Here is a 15,279-nt window from a genome sequence, read left to right as displayed (position 1 = left end):
TTCCAGCATGCGCCGCACGCCTTGAACTCTCCTGAAGCCTCCCATCGAGCACCGACACTCGGTGCATCGCAGCACGTCGCAGCGTGCTCCGTCGGCGTCCGTCGGCGTGGCGAGTGTCGGCATGGCGGGCGTCGGAGTGGCGGGCGTCGGAGTGGCGGGCGTCGGAGTGGCGCAGGGTTGATCGTCCGCCGCCTGCGCATGGACATCCTCGACACGTGTCCTCGGCACGCGCGGTCGGGCGCGCCTTCGTCCTCGGCACATGCCGCCCAGCGCACCGCTGTCACCGCCGGGCACACAGTCGGCCCCACTCCGGATGCGCTACCGCTGAAGATTTCCGATTCTTAGTTCTATGGCGTATTTCAAAGGAGAGGGCGCTCTAGGCGCCGGACCGCGCATGAAGCTCTCGGACCTCGGCCGATTCAACTGGCACTCGGCGCTGGCCGCCGGCATCGTCGCGGTCGTACTCGGGGTCGTGGTGCTGACCTGGCCGGGCCGGACCCTCCTCGTGCTCGGCGTGCTCTTCGGCCTCTACCTTTTGGTCACCGGAATCTTGCAGGTGGTCCTGGCGGCCGGACCGGATCTGAGCGGCGGTCTGCGTGCGCTCAACTTCGTCAGCGGCGTGCTCTTCATCCTGCTCGGCCTGATGTGCTTCCGCAGCGTCTTCCGGTCGGTGGTGCTGCTCGGCATCTGGGTCGGCGTCGGCTGGCTCTTTCGCGGCATCGCGGGTACCTTCGCCGCCCTCGACGTGCCCCCGTTCCCCGGGCGCGGCTGGGCGATGTTCCTCAGTGTGATCACCGCGATCGCCGGAGTCGTGCTGATCACCGATCCGATCGGATCGCTGGCCACGCTCGCGCTACTGGCCGGCGTCTGGCTGATCATCCTTGGGGGGATGGAGATCGGCCACGCGTTCGGGCTACGTTCGCGGGCGCGCTCGAGTTGACCTCGTTCCAAGGAGTTGGCGACACCGCCCGCGCGTACCTCGACGAGCGGATCTCGCGCGGGCGGAGTTGACGGCGCGTGGCATGCGGCCGCCCTGCGTCGGCGCCTGACGGCGATCACATAGGGTCGTCGCCATGAGTGAGGACACCCTGCGCACTGTACGGGTCGAGCGGACCGGTCCGAGCCGCTTCAAGGCCACCAACGTCCGCGGCGACGCCATCGAATTCGGCTCCGGCGACGGCCCTGGATTCACTCCGGTCGAGCTGCTGCTCGCTGCGCTCGGCGGCTGCACCGGCGCGGACGTGGACGTCGCGACCCGCCGCCACGCCGAACCGACCGAGTTCACGGTGACCGTGACCGGCGACAAGATCAGCGACGAACTGGGCAGCCGGATGGTCAATCTCGCGGTCTCGTTCCGCGTCTCGTTCCCTGAGGGCCAGGAGGGCGACGCGGCGCGGGCGATCCTGCCCCGCGCCGTGCGCTCCTCACACGACCGGCTGTGCACGGTCAGCCGCACCATCGAGACCGCCACGCCGGTGGCGACGACCATCGAAGCGACCTGAGACGATCCCCGAAAGCGCTTCGGGGCGGTGGAGGCTCCGGAGCGTTAGAAGAGGTTGGGCGCTCTGGTAGCGGTGGCACTGCCGGAACGCGGCGCGGTCGGCGTGGTCGCCGTCGTCGGCCCGGAGGCGGTCGGCAGGTGCGGCAGGAACGTCGGCACGCGGCGCGCGTGCGTCGCCTGCTCAAAGGCGTAGGCCAGCGCGATCAGCTTCGGCTCGCTGTACCGCGCGCCGATGAACGATAGTCCGACCGGCAGCGGGCCGACGAAGCCCATAGGCACCGTGACGCTCGGGTAACCGGCGACCGCTGCGGGACTGGACGAGCCGAACGTGGCGGTGTCTCCGGTCGTCAGGTCCGAGATCCAGGCCGGCTGGTTGGTCGGCGCGATGATCGCGTCGAGGTTGTAGGCCGCCAGGGTCTGGTCGATCGACGCCTGCGCCGCCGACGTCGCGGCCAGCCGGTCCGCGGCGTAGACCGGGTCGTTCAGGTCGCCCGGCGTGGCCTGCGACGCGATGAAGATCTCCTGGCCGAAGAACGGCATCTCGGTGGCCGCGTTCGCCTGGTCGAACGCGATCAGCCCGGCCAGGTCGGCGGGGTGCACGCCCGGCGTGGCGGCCAGGTATGCGTTGATGTCGTGCTTGAACTCGTTCTCCAACGCGGGCAGCTCATCGTTGCCGATCACGTCCTGGAACGGCAGCGTCACCGCGACGGTCGTGGCGCCCAGCGCGTTCAGCTTCTGCACCGTCTGGTTGAACACGGCCACCGTGTCGCTGCCCGGATCGCCCTGGCTGGTGGGATCCAGCCAAACGCCGATCCGCGCGCCCTGCAGTGCGTGCGGGTTCAGGTCCTCGGTGAAGTCCTGCACCACGGTCCCGGAGGTCGCCGGATCGGTCGGGTCGGGGGCGCCGATCACGGACAGCACGGCCGCCGCGTCGGTCACGTTGCGGGTGATCGGGCCGGCGGTGTCCTGCTTGTCGGAAAGCGGCACCACGCCGCTGCGGCTGACCTCGCCGAGGGTGGGCTTTATCCCGACGTCGCCGTCCGTGCTGGAGGGGCAGACGATCGAGCCGTCGGTCTCGGTGCCGATCGCGACGGTCGCCAGGGCGGCGGCGACCCCGACGGCCGAGCCGCTGCTCGAGCCGCAGGCGTTGTGGTCGAGCACGTACGGGTTCGCCGTCAGGCCGCCGACCGCGCTCCAGCCGCTGGTCGACGTGGTCGAGCGGAAGTTGGCCCACTCGGACAGGTTGGCCTTGCCGATCACCACCGCGCCGGCCGCGAGCAGCCGCTTGACCAGGAACGCGGTCGCCGGATCGGCCTTGAGCAGCGCCTCGGAACCGGCCGTGGTGCGGCCGAACCCGACGTTGTCCTTGAGTAGCACCGGGATGCCGTCGAGCGGACCGCGGCCGCCACCGTGCAGCAGTCGGTTCACATCGCTGCGCGCCGCTTCGAGCAGTGCGTCGCGGTTGGTCTGGATGACGGCGTGCAGCGTCGGGTTGAGCCGCGCGATTCGGTTGAGGTAGAAGGCGGTCAGCTCCACGGACGAGATCCGGTGGTGGTCCATCGCCTGCTGTAGATCGAGCACCGTCACGGACTGGAGATTGATGCCGTCGAGAGCGACGGCGGACGCGCCCGGGTCGGCCTGTGCGCCCTGCCCGGTCGCGGCATTCGCACCGGGCACCACCCCCAGTCCGGCGATCAGCAGGACGGCGGAAATCAGAACGCTGGCTCTGCGCATCGGTTCCTCCGGGCGACTCGACTGCGTGGCCGCACACCGAGTGCAGCCAACTGCCGTCGGCCCGGTGCGTCAAGGCTCGACGTTGATCTGCGACGAGACGCTTCAGAAGCGTGTGGCAGAGGCTGTCAGGCGGGTCGGGGGCGCGCTCGCGTCGCCCCGATTGACACATGCCCATATGGGAATACAATCGCCGCATGGCGCGAGCGGCGACGACGACGGACGCGTTCAACGCGGTGGCCGAGCCCCGGCGGCGGCAGATCCTCGACCTGTTAGCCGGCGGCGAGCGGCCGGTGAACGACCTGGTCGCGGCGCTCGGACTGGCGCAGCCGCAGGTCTCCAAACACCTGCGGGTGCTCCGGGAGGTCGGATTGGTCGAGGTGCGTGACGATGGGCGGCAGCGGCTCTACCGCCTCAACGCGACTCCGCTGCGGCCGATCTACGACTGGGTCCGGGCCTACGAGCGGGCGTGGTCGGCGCGCTTCGACCGGCTGGACATGGTGTTGGAGGAACTGAAGCAGGAGGAGCGGAACGATGAGCGTGACGGAGAAACCGATGACCGATAAGCCCGAAGCGAACAAGCACAGCGCTGTGGTGACGCTGCCGTCCGACACCCAGGTGCTGATCACCCGGGAGTTCGCGGCGCCCGCGCACCTGGTCTACCGCGCCTGGACCACCCCGGAGCTGATCAAGCGCTGGTGGGCCGGCGACCAGGGCGAGGTCGTCAGCATCGAGGTGGACCTGCGGGTCGGCGGGACGTGGCGGTACGTGATGACTGCGCACGCCGGTTTCGAGGTCGCCTTCCACGGCGAGTACCGCGAGATCGTCCCGAACGCCCGCCTGGTCCACACGGACGTCTTCGAGCCGATGCCCGACCACCCCGCGCTGACGACGGTCACGTTCACCGAGGAGCGCGGGCGCACCACGGTCACCCTCCTGGCCGACCACCTCAGCAAGGAAGACCGCGACGCGCACGTCAACTCCGGGATGGAGACCGGGCTCCAGTCGTCCCTGGACCACCTCGAGGAGATCGTGCTCGCGGCGGCGTGAACGGCCGGTGCGCCGGGACATGCCGCAAAAAAATGTGCGCCTTCGGGCTCGTCCGGTCTCCGGTCGAGCCCGAAGGCCGCGAAAAGGTGATCGCGCCGTAGCGGTCCGCATAATTTCGCCCGTGCGTTCAACAGTGACATCGAGAAAGCGTTCGAACGATCCACGGCAGCGCATCACAGAATAAGACTGCGGCGCGAATCAGGTTTATCGACAACGCGTTCACGGTCGCTGACTCAACGGAATCAGGATGCAGCTGAGCTGCAGCGATGTGCAACTAAGACCGCTGAGAGGCGTCGCAGCAGGTTATTCGGCGAGATGTTCTTGGCCGAAATAAAACCGTCACCGGCTGGACACGGCGACGTCGTGTGACAAGGCTACTGCCACGATCCCGTTGCGACGGGACGCATAACCATGTCGTCGTTCAGGGTGGTCTCCAGTGTCGGATGTTGCCTTCGCGCGCCCTTGGCTGGGTTTCTACACGCGCGGGGTTCCGCACAATGTCGAAATCCCGGACGTCCCCCTCACCCAGCTGCTCGACGACGCGGCCGCACGCCACAAACGCCGCCCCGCCCTGCTCTACTTCGGAAAAGCGCTCACCTACGGGCAGCTGCACCGGCTAGCCGACTCGTTCGCGGACGGCCTGGCCGGGCTCGGCGTGCGCCGCGGCGACCGGGTCGCGCTGGTCCTGCCCAACTGCCCGCAGTTCCTCATCGCCTGGTTCGCGATCCTGCGGATCGGCGCCGTCGCAGTGCCCTTCAACCCGCTCTACACTGCCGACGAGATGCGCCACCAGCTGCGCAACAGCGGCGCGACGGTGGTGATCGCGTTCGACCGGGCGTACGAGCGGATCGAGCGGATCAGGACCGAGACCCACCTCGAACACGTCGTGGTCACCTCGCTGACCGAATATCTGCCGCGGAAGCTGCGGCTCGCGATGCGGCTGCCGCTGCGCAAGGCCCGCGAGGCCCGCGAGCGGCTGGTGAGCGAGGTGCCCGCAGACGCGCCGGTGCTGTATTGGGCCGAGGTGTTCCGTCGCGGCGGCGGTCCGCGCCCGCAGACCCGAGTCGACCCGGCGAAGGACCTCGCAGCCCTGCTCTACACCGGCGGCACCACCGGACGGCCGAAGGGCGCGATGCTCACCCACCGCAACCTGGTCGCCAACGCGCACCAGGTCGCCGCCTGGGACCCGAATCTGGCGCCCGGCAAGGACATCGGGATCAGCGTGCTGCCGGGCTTTCACGCCTACGGATTGATCTTCCTGCTTACCGGGGTCCTCAACGGCACGACCAGCGTGCTGCTGCCCGTGTTCGACCTCGAACTGCTGCTGCGCGCCGTCAAGCGGCTGCATCCGACCATCTTCCCCGGCGTCCCGCCCATCTACAGCCAACTGCTCGGCGTCGACCGCAAAGCGCTGAAACAGTTCAGCGCCCTGCGCACGTGCATCTCGGGCGCGATGCGGCTGCCGTCGGAGACCGTGGACGCGTTCAAAGAGGCCACCGGCTGCCAGCTGGCCGAAGGGTACGGACTGACCGAGTCCGCCCCAGTGGTCAGCTGCAATCCGCTCGGGGTCAACGCCCGGCCCGGCACCGTCGGCCTGCCGCTGCCCAACACCGACGTGATGATCGTGGACGAACACGACGGTGAGCGGGCGATGCGGCCCGGCGAGGCGGGAGAGCTGACGGTGCACGGCCCGCAGGTCTTCGCGGGCTACTGGCACGAGCCGGACGACAGTGCCCAGATGCTGCGCGACGGGTGGCTGCACACCGGCGACATCGCGGTCATGAGCCCGGACGGCTTCCTGACCATCATCGACCGCAAGCGGGACGTGATCATCGCCAGCGGCTTCTCGGTCTTCCCGTCGGAGATCGAGGATGTGATCACTGCCCTGCCGGCGGTCGCCGAGGCGGCCGTCGTCGGCATTCCGGACCCGTACCGCGGCGAGACCGTCATGGCGTGCGTCGTGCTCGAAGACGGAGCGCACGTCACCGAGCACGAGATCATCGAGCACTGCCAGGAGCGCCTGGCCGCCTACAAGGTGCCGAAGGTGGTCGAGTTCCGCACCACGCTGCCGCACAACATCATCGGCAAGGTGCTGCGACGGCTGGTGCGCGACGAGTACACGGCGCGGCCGCGGGGCGGCGGTACGCAGATGTAGGAGGCCCACCGAAGGGCTCGATGCCTCCTAATTTAAACCCTCCGAGGGTTGTATCTCCGCTGACCGTGCTATTTACTGCGCGGTGACGTCTCCCGCTCTTTCCGGGCGGCCCGTTTCGCCAGCTTCCGAGAGAGGGCACACGGCGCGATGACCTTCAACCTCGATCTCAGCGACGAACAGACCGAACTGCGCGAGTGGGCGCACGGCTTCGCGGCCGAGGTGATCCGGCCGGCCGCGGCGGAGTGGGACGCGCGCGAGGAGACCCCCTGGTCGATCATCCAGGAGGCGGCGAAGATCGGCATCTACAGCTTCGAGACGCTGGCCGAGCTGTACGGCGACACCACCGGCCTGTCCCTGCCGATCCTCAACGAGGAGCTGTTCTGGGGGGACGCCGGGATCGCCATGTCGATCATGGGCACCACGCTGGCCGTCGCGGGCATCTTCGCCCTCGGGACACCCGAGCAGGTGGTCGAGTGGATCCCGCAGTGCTTCGGCGACCGGGACGAGCCGAAGGTCGCCGCCTTCTGCGTTTCCGAGCCGGAGGCCGGCTCCGACGTCGCCGCGATGCGCACCCGCGCCCGCTATGATGAGGCCGCCAAAGAGTGGGTGATCAGCGGGCAGAAGGCCTGGATCACCAACGGCGGCATCGCGAACGTGCACGTCGTGGTCGCGTCGGTGGAGCCGGAACTCGGCGCGCGCGGCCAGGCGGCGTTCATCGTCCCGCCCGGCGCCGCGGGACTGGCCGCGCACCGGAAGATCAAGAAGCTGGGGCTGCGCGCCTCGCACACCGCCGACGTCTTCCTGGACGAGGTGCGGGTACCCGCCGAGTCCGTGCTCGGCGGAAAGGAGAAGCTGGACGCGCGCCTCGCCCGGGCCCGCGCGGGGGCCGCGGCCAAGGCCCAGGCGGCGATGGCGACCTTCGAGCTGAGCCGTCCGACCGTCGGCGCCCAGGCGCTCGGCATCGCCCGCGCCGCCTACGAGTACGCCCTCGAATACGCGAACGGCCGGATCCAGTTCGGCCGGCCGATCGCGCAGAACCAGGCGATCGCGTTCGCCCTGGCGGACATGCGCACCGAGATCGACTGCGCCAGGATGCTGATCTGGCGGGCGGCCTGGATGGGACGCAACGAGCGCCCGTTCACCGCGGGCGAGGGTTCGATGTCGAAGCTGAAGGCCGGCGAGGTCGCGGTCGCGGTGACCGAGAAGGCGGTGCAGATCCTCGGCGGCGCGGGATACAGTCGCGAGCATCCGGTCGAGCGCTGGTACCGGGACAGCAAGATCTACACCATCTTCGAGGGCACCAGCGAGATCCAGCGCCTGGTCATCGCGCGCGCCATCACCGGTCAGCCGATCAGATGAGTCTCCCCGGCTGAGGCGATCGTCTCCCGCTTCGCCTTCTCCGTGCCGCACTTGTGAATAAATACGTCGACGACCTCTGCCGCGGAAAACAAGGATTCTGATCGGGCAGATTTCGAGTAGGGAAAGATCCGCTCACGGTGATCCTCTGCGAGGGCAGGGGATTCACTCAATTCGCATTCGCCCTCCCACTTCACACGCACCTCCCGCTGCGGTATATGAATTCTCATACCCGCACGACTTACTTTTCGCCGCGACGCCTTTGTCGCGGCGCTGTCGAAGCCCGCGCCGAATTAGTTCCGCGCGGGAGGGAAGAGTGCGATGGTCGTTCCGCGCATCCTTTTCGCCGTTCCGCTGCTCGTCGCCGCCGTCGTCCTGCCCGCCGTCGGCGCGGAGCCAACGAAGCCGCCCCCCGGAGCCCTCGGCATGGCCCACGAGGCGTTCGCCGCCAAGGTTGTGACGGTGCGCTGCGGCCAGTCCGTGACCCTGGTGAACGACTCGCGCTGGGTGCACATCATCGGCCCCGGGCAGAACGGGACGCTCACCGCCGCCCCCAAGGGCGTGCCGGTGATCACCCGTCACCTGATGCAGACCGACGACGTGTACAAGACCGGGCCGTGGACCAGACCCGGCACCTATTACCTGACCTGCTCGGTACACCCTGAGATGACCGTCAAAGTCGTCGTCACCGGAACCGGCGCGGAATCCGCCTCGGGATCCTGCTGCTGCTCGCACGGCGCCTAGCCGCGGCGAGCCGCGTCCCGGCCGGTGGCGCCGGAGCGGATCGGCCCACGAGTGTTCGGAGGGGAGGTATCCATGTCGTCTCTCATGAGCAGCGTCAAGCACGTTCGCTACGTGATGGGCTCGCTGACCGCGGTGCTGTTCGCGGCGGTCGTCGGCGGCAGCTTCTGATCGGCGCACGGTTCGACGCGGCCCGGGCGGCGCGGCGCGATGCCGCCGCCCGGGTCCGCGACAGCAGGATCCGTGCGCCTCCGGCGGGCGGATGTCGACGCCGTGGACCCGGGTGCAGGCGTGAGGAGGGGTGTTGTTCGAGACCGGTATCAGACAGCTGCGGATGGCTTTCGGGATGGCTTGGGGCTATCGGGTCAACCCGCGCAACGTGGAACGGCTGGTCGAGGACGCCCTGGCCACGCTCGCCGAGTTCGGTGAGCCCGGCGCCGACGTGGGGCAGCTGACCGAGGGCCCGCTCAGCGATCCCGAGGCGCGGCGGCACTTCGCCGCGACCGGGATGCGGCGCACCGCCCGCCGCCTGGCGGCCCGGTCCCCGTTCTACGCGCGCCGCTTTGCCGCCGCGGACGTGCACCCCGACCGGCTGGACCCGGCGGACCTCGCGTCGATCCCGGTGACCATCAAGCGCGACTTGATCCGGGAGCCGCGTGCCTTCCTGTGTCCTGACGCCCCGCCACACCTCGCGACCCGCACGACCGGAACCACCGGCCGCCCGGCCGAGATCTGGATGTCGCGTTACGAGATGAGTCTATGGCCGGCCCTGGGCGCCTTAGGCGGCGTACTGCGCGATGACCTGCGGCCTGACGACGTCATGCAGGTCAACATCAGCTCGCGGGCAACCGCTGCGGTGCACCTGGACGTCGCCGGCTGCCGCCTGGTCGGCGTCGGCTGCCGGGTGATCGGCATGATTCCCCCGGACGAGGCCCTCGACGCGCTGGCCGACACCGACGGCGGCGCCACGCTGCTGTCCACCAGCCCCAGCTACCTCGGCGAGCTCGAGACAGCCGCGCGCCGCCGCGGGCTCGGCCCCGCGGACTTCCGGCTGCGGCGCATCGACGTCGGCGGCGAGATCCTCTCGCCAAGCCTGGCCGCGGCTGCCCGTGAGACGTTCGGCGTCCCCAGGGTCGCGGACTCGTTCGGCATGACCGAGGTGCTCCCGGTCTCCGGACGCACCTGCAGCCAGGGCCACCTGCACCACGACATCAACCTCGGCCTCGTGGAATATCTGGACCTGGACACCGGAGCCCCGGCCGCGCCCGGCGCGCTGGCCACCGTCGTCATCACCCCGTTCTACCCCTACCGCGACTGCATGCCGGTCTTCCGGTACGACACCCGCGACATGGTGCGGCGCCTGCCCGATGACGACCTCACGTGCGAGGTCTCCGGCCTGCCCGCCACCGGCCCGATCCTCGGCAAGGCCGACCACCTGCTGCGCACCGGACCGGGGCGCGCGGTCACGCCCCGAGAGCTGATCGAGGCGGTCGAGTCGCTGCCGACCCGGCCGTGGCCGGCGCGCTTCCGCGCCACCGCCGAGGACGGCAGGGTGCGCCTCACCGTGCCAGAAGCCGCGATCGACGGTTTCGGGCACGCCGCCGCCCTGCGCCATTTCGCCGAGCGCGGCCTGGACGTGGACCTCTCGCTCGTCCCCGACGAAGAGGCCGCCGCGCTGCGCCCGCTGCGCTGCGATCTGCGCGAAACGACGTTCGTCGCCCGACCGGCCCTTATCGGAGCGTGAAATGACCACGCCGATCCTGACGCTGTCTCTGTTCGAATTGTGCGTGGCGATGATCGGCGCGCTCGCGACGAGTCTCTGCGCGCTCACCTATTTCCGGCGGGTCCGCATCGAACGCCCGGCGATCGGCACCTTCAACGGACGCGATATCGGGATCCTTTTCGTTTTCCTGGTGACCCTGCCGACGCTTTACCTGTTGCTGCCGCGGTGGGCGCTGACCGGATTTCTCGCGCTGACATTCCTCGCGTCGCTCTCGATCGGATTCCGCCCGCTGTTCAGTCCCGGCCCGCTGTGGCTGGGCATCGGCGTGCTGCTCGGCGCGAACATCTGGATCGCCCGCACCATGCTCGGCACCGTCGCCGGCTGGCAGCTGTTCTGGGCCGAGAACAGCGTCGTGGTGCTGCTCGGCGCGGTCGCGGTGGCCAACCTGTACGTGCAGGGCGGGATGAAGCTGCGGCACGTGGCCTGGTTCGCGCTGCTGCTCGCCGGCTACGACCTGGCCTTCACGGCGGTCGTGCCGGTGACCAACGACCTGGCCCAGGAGTTCCTCGGGTTCCCGCTCGATCCGTCGATGGGTATGCGGATGGGCTTCGACAACGCCAGCATCGGATTGGGTGACCTCCTGGTCTACGCCCTGTTCACGGTCGCGGCGTACAAGGCGTACGGCCGGGTCGGCGCAAGCACCGCGCTCGGCCTCGTCGCGGTGTTCGGCGCCGCGCTCCCCGCGCTGGCGCCGCTGCTCATCAACTTCGTGGACGCCCGCACCGACGTCCTCGTCCCGGCGCAGACGTGGTTCGGCCCGGCGGCGTTCCTCGGCTACCGATGGCTGCGGCACCGCTATGGGCGCGAGCGGACCACGCAGGAGTTTCTGGCAACCCTCGCGCCGCAGCAGATGCCCGCTGCGGTACCTGCACATGTCGTGGCCGCTCCGGCGCCCCAGCCAGCCCCGCTCGAGCCCACCGTGTCCCGCTGAAACCACGGCGTCCCGCTGAAGCCATTGCGTCGCGTTGAGCGCCGCGTCCGCGCCGCCGCCGCTCGGCGCGCCGTGTGCGCCCAAACGCCGCTTCCGGCGAGCGCTGGCTTGCGCCGCCCCGTAGCCTGCGAGCATGGCTAGTTCCGAGGCGCACGTTGACGTCGCGGGCAGATCCGTGCGGATCTCCTCGCCGGACAAGCTCTCGTTCCCCGAGGCCGGCATCACAAAGCTGGACCTCGCCACCTACTACGCCTCCGTGGCCGAGGGCGTGTTCCGGGCGCTGGCCGGGCGGCCGGTCGCGCTCAACCGGTTCCCCGACGGGCTCGGCGGCGCCTCCTTCTACATGAAGCACGCGCCGAAGGGCCTGCCCGACTGGGTCCAGACGGCGCGGGTGACCTTCCCGAGCGGGCGCACCGGGGACGAGGTGTGCGTGACCGAGGCGGCGACCGTCGTCTGGGCGGTGCAGATGGGGGCGCTCGAACTGCACCCGTGGCCGGTCCGCCGCAGCGACACCGACCACCCGGACGAACTGCGCGTCGACTTCGACCCCCAGCCCGGCACCGGATTCGCGCAGGCCGTCGAAGCGGCCGGCGAGGCGAAAGCGCTGTGCGACGAGCTCGGCCTCACGCCGTACGTGAAGACCAGCGGCGGGCGCGGACTTCACGTGCTGGTGCGCCTCGAACCGCGCTGGACGTTCATCGAGGCACGCCGCGCGGTCATCGCCTTCGCCCGCGAACTCGAGCGGCGCCGCCCCGACCTGGTGACCACCTCCTGGTGGAAGGAGGAGCGCGGCGAGCGGATCTTCGTGGACTTCAACCAGATGGCCCGCGACCGGATGCTCGCGGCCGCCTACTCCACCCGGGCGCACCCCACCGCCACGGTCTCGATGCCGGTGCGTTGGACCGAGCTGTCCGACGTCGAGCCGGAGGACTTCACCGCGCGCACCGTGCCGCCGCTGCTCGCGGAGCGCGGGGACGCACACGCGGACATCGACGCGGCCGCCTTCACCCTCGACGCGTTGCTGGAGATGGCTGAGGTTGACGAGCGCGACCGCGGCCTCGGCGACATGCCTTATCCGCCCGACTTCCCGAAGATGCCGGGGGAGCCTAAGCGGGTTCAGCCGTCGAAGGCCAGGCACGTGCCCGAGTGAGGCCCTGCGCCTGGGCGAGCGTCAGCCGAGCCTGTGTCAGCTGAAGCCGCATCAGCTGCACTCAGGCACCTGCGTCACTCGAAGACGTCGGCCAGGTCGTACGCGGCGGGCACGTCGAGCTGGTCATAACTGCACGAACGCGCGTCCCGGTCCGGCCGCCAGCGCACGAAGCGCGCGTTGTGGCGGAACCGGTCGGCCTGGAGCTGGTCGTACCGCACTTCGCACACCAGCTCCGGCCGCAGCGGGACGAACGACGTGTCCTTCCCCGCGTTCCACCGGTGCAGCGCGCCCGGCCTACGGTGCTCGTCGTCCTCGGGCACGTCGAGCCAGGGGTGCGGCTGCCCCTCTTCGAGCAGCAACGGCGCGAGTTCGCCGACCAGCGCGGCGCGGCGAGCCATGGTGAAGGCGCTCGAGCCGCCCACGTAGTTCAGCACCCCGTCCGCGCCGTACAAGCCGAGCATCAGCGACCCGACCACCGGGCCGCTCTTGTGCAGCCGATAACCCGCGACGACTGCGTCCGCCGTCCGCTCGTGCTTGATCTTGACCATCGTTCGCTCGTTCGGCCGGTACGTTCCGTCCAGCGGCTTGGCGACGACCCCGTCGAGCCCGGCCCCCTCGAAGCGCTCGAACCAGGTGCGCGCCAGCGCGGCGTCCCGCGTCACCCGCGTCACTTTCACGTGCTCGGGCGTGCGGCCCTCGAACAGCGCGGCGAGCGCGGCGCGCCGCTCCGAGAACGGACGGCCGGTCAGATCCTCGTCGTCCAGCGCGAGGAGATCGAAGGCGATGAACGACGCCGGAGTGCGCTTCGCGAGCAGCTGCACCCGGGAATCCGCCGGATGGATCCGGTCGGCCAGCCGGTCGAAGTCGAGCCGTCCGCCCACCGTCACCACGATCTCGCCGTCCACGACGCACCTCGGCGGCAGCCCGGCGGCCAGCGCGTCGAGCAGCTCGGGGAAGTAGCGCGACAGCGACTTGCCGCCCCGGCTGCCCAGCTCGAACTCCCCGCCGTCGCGGAAGACGATGCAGCGGTAGCCGTCCCACTTCGGCTCGTAGAGGTAGTCGCCGACCGGCACGGCGGACGCCGACTTGGCCAGCATCGGCTCGACCGGGGGCATCACCGGCAGTTTCATCGCGTATCCTCGTGAATTCTGCGCACCGCGTGTGGGTGCGCGATACCAGAGAAACACGTGCGGCGCCGGGTGGCACCCCTCTTCGGGCCGAACCGGTGACGCCGACGCGCGTGGCCGGTCAGCGCCGGGACCAGTGCTGGCTCTGCTGCCCGTCGCACGTCCAGAGCACCAGACCGGTGCCGTCGGCGGTCGCGGCGCCCTGGCCGGCGATGTCGAGGCACAGCTTCGAGTAGACGCCGACCACCGAGCCGTCCGGCTGCAACGTCCACTGCTGGTTCGCCGAGCCGTGACACGACCACAGGATGACCTTGGTGCCCGGCGTGGTACCGAAGTCGGAGTCGTCGAGGCAGTACGCGCCGTTGTCCTCGGTCAGCTGTCCGTCGGCAGTCAAGTTCCAGATTTGGGCGGGGGTTCCGTTGCAGCTGTAGATGTCCTCGGTCGTGCCGTTGGCGAAGACGCGTCCGGCGGTGTCGAGGCAGGTGTTCGACTGGTCGTTGACCAGGGTGAGCTGGCCGGTGACCGCCTGCGACAGGCTCGGACTCGGCGAGGGGCTCGCCGCCGGGGGCAGGACCACCGCCTGCGGCACGGAAGCGTCCGGCGCCGGGGACGCGGCGCTCGTCGCCACCGTGGTTCCGGCCGCAGCCGCGGTCTGGCCGCTGCCGCCGCCCAGCGCGAAGGCGCCGGCGATGAGGAGGCCGACGACCGCGACGGCCGCGGCGATCCCGCTCTCCGTCTTGTGCTCGCTGATCAGGCGCGGAACCCGGCTCGGCGCGCCACCGCGCCCAATGGCGTCCCCGTCCGGATCGAAGTGCATCAGGGTCGTAGCCTCAGTCGCGGCGGGGGCCCCGATGTCGTGGCCGGGCAGCAGTTGTGTGTACGCCGGTTCGCCGATCGCTTCGCGCAGCGCGGCGGCGAGTTGCGCCACGCCCGGCCGGTACCGCGGGTCCGGGTCGAGGCACGCCGCCAGGGGCTGCCAGTCCGCGGTGAACGGTGGGTGACCTCCGGCGGCGTCGGCTAGCAGGATTCCCGCCGCGTAGACGTCCGCCGCGGCGCTCGCCAGCGTTCCGTGGGCGCGTTCGGGGGCGCGGTATCGGGCGGGCTGGGCCGTGAGCGCGAAGCCCCTGCCCGCAGCCCGGTCGATCAGCTCCGCGATGCCGAAGTCGGTGAGGACCGCCGAGGGAAGTCCGTCGACGCCTGAGGTGATCAGCACATTGTCGGGATGGAGATCGCCGTGGACGAGGCCGACGGCGTGCGCGGCGGCGAGCGCGTCGCAGACCTGCGCGACCAGCCGGGCCGCCGCGTCCGGCGCGAGCGCGCCCAGACGCGCCGTCAGCGCCCGCAGACTCTCGCCCTGCACCAGCCGGGACCGCAGCGCGAAATAGCCGTCGCCCGCGACCACGTCGTCCACGGCCGCGATGCCCGGATGCCCGAGCCGGCCGACGGCGCCGAGCGTGGCGTAGAACGCGTCTATCGCGTCGCGATCGGCCACCAGTTCGAGGCGCAGCAGCTTGACCGCGTGCAGGCTGCCGTCGCTCAATTCGCGGCCCCGCCACACCGTGCCCGCCGCGCCCGTGCCCACCTGGCCGAGCAAGTCGAGCCGCTCGCCGAGCCGCCACCGTGGATCAGACACGCGCTTCCTTGTCGTTCGGCTCTTCGGGCGCCGTCGAAGAGGGGTTATCAATCCAGCACATCAGGAAACGCGCAGCATTCTACGAACAACCGGGCGCCTTGTTGGCCGTCCGGCGCGTGAC

Annotated in this window: 13 protein-coding genes; 10 read left to right on the top strand and 3 right to left on the bottom strand. The window is 70.1% G+C overall.

What is annotated here, in order from left to right; all coding sequences use genetic code 11:
* Positions 1–394: 394 nt before the first annotated feature.
* Entirely contained in the window at positions 395–940 is a 546-nt protein-coding gene (locus VGZ32_RS15295) for an HdeD family acid-resistance protein (protein ID WP_326886697.1), read from the top strand.
* A 133-nt stretch (positions 941–1,073) separates the two neighbouring features.
* Entirely contained in the window at positions 1,074–1,502 is a 429-nt protein-coding gene (locus VGZ32_RS15290; RefSeq protein WP_326886696.1) for an OsmC family protein, read from the top strand.
* Positions 1,503–1,546: 44 nt separating this feature from the next.
* On the opposite strand, the gene VGZ32_RS15285 is transcribed toward VGZ32_RS15290, so the two are convergent.
* On the bottom strand, positions 1,547–3,235 hold the full coding sequence (locus VGZ32_RS15285) for an amidase (RefSeq protein WP_326886695.1): 1,689 nt from the start codon (positions 3,233–3,235) through the stop codon (positions 1,547–1,549).
* Between the two features lie 194 nt (positions 3,236–3,429).
* On the opposite strand from VGZ32_RS15285, the gene VGZ32_RS15280 reads away from it, so the two are divergent.
* The 8 genes from VGZ32_RS15280 (at position 3,430) to ligD (ending at position 12,398) form a co-directional block, all read left to right on the top strand.
* Positions 3,430–3,798, top strand: coding sequence for a metalloregulator ArsR/SmtB family transcription factor (locus VGZ32_RS15280; protein ID WP_326886694.1), 369 nt, complete (start codon positions 3,430–3,432; stop codon positions 3,796–3,798).
* Positions 3,788–4,282, top strand: coding sequence for an SRPBCC family protein (locus VGZ32_RS15275; RefSeq protein WP_326886693.1), 495 nt, complete (start codon positions 3,788–3,790; stop codon positions 4,280–4,282). The genes VGZ32_RS15280 and VGZ32_RS15275 overlap by 11 nt, the downstream gene beginning before the upstream one ends.
* 436 nt (positions 4,283–4,718) lie before the next feature.
* The gene (locus VGZ32_RS15270; RefSeq protein ID WP_326886692.1) at positions 4,719–6,437 is read left to right on the top strand and encodes an AMP-binding protein; all 1,719 of its coding nucleotides are present in this window, start codon (positions 4,719–4,721) and stop codon (positions 6,435–6,437) included.
* 147 nt (positions 6,438–6,584) lie between these two features.
* A complete protein-coding gene (locus tag VGZ32_RS15265) occupies positions 6,585–7,796 on the top strand; it encodes an acyl-CoA dehydrogenase family protein (RefSeq protein ID WP_326886691.1) in 1,212 nt (403 codons plus the stop codon).
* A gap of 318 nt (positions 7,797–8,114) precedes the next feature.
* Positions 8,115–8,537: a hypothetical protein gene (locus VGZ32_RS15260; RefSeq protein ID WP_326886690.1), complete on the top strand. Its 423-nt coding sequence runs from the start codon at positions 8,115–8,117 to the stop codon at positions 8,535–8,537.
* Between the two features lie 301 nt (positions 8,538–8,838).
* The gene (locus VGZ32_RS15255) at positions 8,839–10,278 is read left to right on the top strand and encodes a phenylacetate--CoA ligase family protein (RefSeq protein ID WP_326886689.1); all 1,440 of its coding nucleotides are present in this window, start codon (positions 8,839–8,841) and stop codon (positions 10,276–10,278) included.
* A 1-nt stretch (position 10,279) separates the two neighbouring features.
* Positions 10,280–11,248, top strand: coding sequence for a hypothetical protein (locus VGZ32_RS15250; RefSeq protein ID WP_326886688.1), 969 nt, complete (start codon positions 10,280–10,282; stop codon positions 11,246–11,248).
* Positions 11,249–11,381: 133 nt separating this feature from the next.
* Positions 11,382–12,398, top strand: a complete 1,017-nt coding sequence (ligD, locus tag VGZ32_RS15245) for a non-homologous end-joining DNA ligase (RefSeq protein ID WP_326886687.1) — start codon at positions 11,382–11,384, stop codon at positions 12,396–12,398.
* Between the two features lie 74 nt (positions 12,399–12,472).
* Here the strand turns inward: ligD and VGZ32_RS15240 are convergent, their stop codons facing one another.
* Together VGZ32_RS15240 and VGZ32_RS15235 are read right to left on the bottom strand one after the other, a co-directional pair.
* Complete coding sequence (locus VGZ32_RS15240) at positions 12,473–13,528, bottom strand: ATP-dependent DNA ligase (protein ID WP_326886686.1); 1,056 nt, start codon at positions 13,526–13,528, stop codon at positions 12,473–12,475.
* Positions 13,529–13,646: 118 nt separating this feature from the next.
* On the bottom strand, positions 13,647–15,158 hold the full coding sequence (locus tag VGZ32_RS15235; protein WP_326886685.1) for a serine/threonine protein kinase: 1,512 nt from the start codon (positions 15,156–15,158) through the stop codon (positions 13,647–13,649).
* Positions 15,159–15,279 lie beyond the last annotated feature (121 nt).

Source organism: Actinocrinis sp., assembly GCF_035938995.1.
In the GTDB taxonomy this organism is placed as follows: Bacteria; Actinomycetota; Actinomycetes; order Streptomycetales; family Catenulisporaceae; genus DASZGI01.
This window is presented reverse-complemented; position numbering and strand designations above follow the sequence as displayed.

Bases quoted from the DNA above. Each gene is read 5' to 3' on its own strand.
- VGZ32_RS15295 (WP_326886697.1), top strand. From the start codon at position 395: ATGAAGCTCTCGGACCTCGGCCGATTCAACTGGCACTCGGCGCTGGCC.
- VGZ32_RS15290 (WP_326886696.1), top strand. From the start codon at position 1,074: ATGAGTGAGGACACCCTGCGCACTGTACGGGTCGAGCGGACCGGTCCG.
- VGZ32_RS15285 (WP_326886695.1), bottom strand. From the start codon at position 3,235: ATGCGCAGAGCCAGCGTTCTGATTTCCGCCGTCCTGCTGATCGCCGGA.
- VGZ32_RS15280 (WP_326886694.1), top strand. From the start codon at position 3,430: ATGGCGCGAGCGGCGACGACGACGGACGCGTTCAACGCGGTGGCCGAG.
- VGZ32_RS15275 (WP_326886693.1), top strand. From the start codon at position 3,788: ATGACCGATAAGCCCGAAGCGAACAAGCACAGCGCTGTGGTGACGCTG.
- VGZ32_RS15265 (WP_326886691.1), top strand. From the start codon at position 6,585: ATGACCTTCAACCTCGATCTCAGCGACGAACAGACCGAACTGCGCGAG.
- VGZ32_RS15260 (WP_326886690.1), top strand. From the start codon at position 8,115: ATGGTCGTTCCGCGCATCCTTTTCGCCGTTCCGCTGCTCGTCGCCGCC.
- VGZ32_RS15250 (WP_326886688.1), top strand. From the start codon at position 10,280: ATGACCACGCCGATCCTGACGCTGTCTCTGTTCGAATTGTGCGTGGCG.
- ligD (WP_326886687.1), top strand. From the start codon at position 11,382: ATGGCTAGTTCCGAGGCGCACGTTGACGTCGCGGGCAGATCCGTGCGG.
- VGZ32_RS15240 (WP_326886686.1), bottom strand. From the start codon at position 13,528: ATGAAACTGCCGGTGATGCCCCCGGTCGAGCCGATGCTGGCCAAGTCG.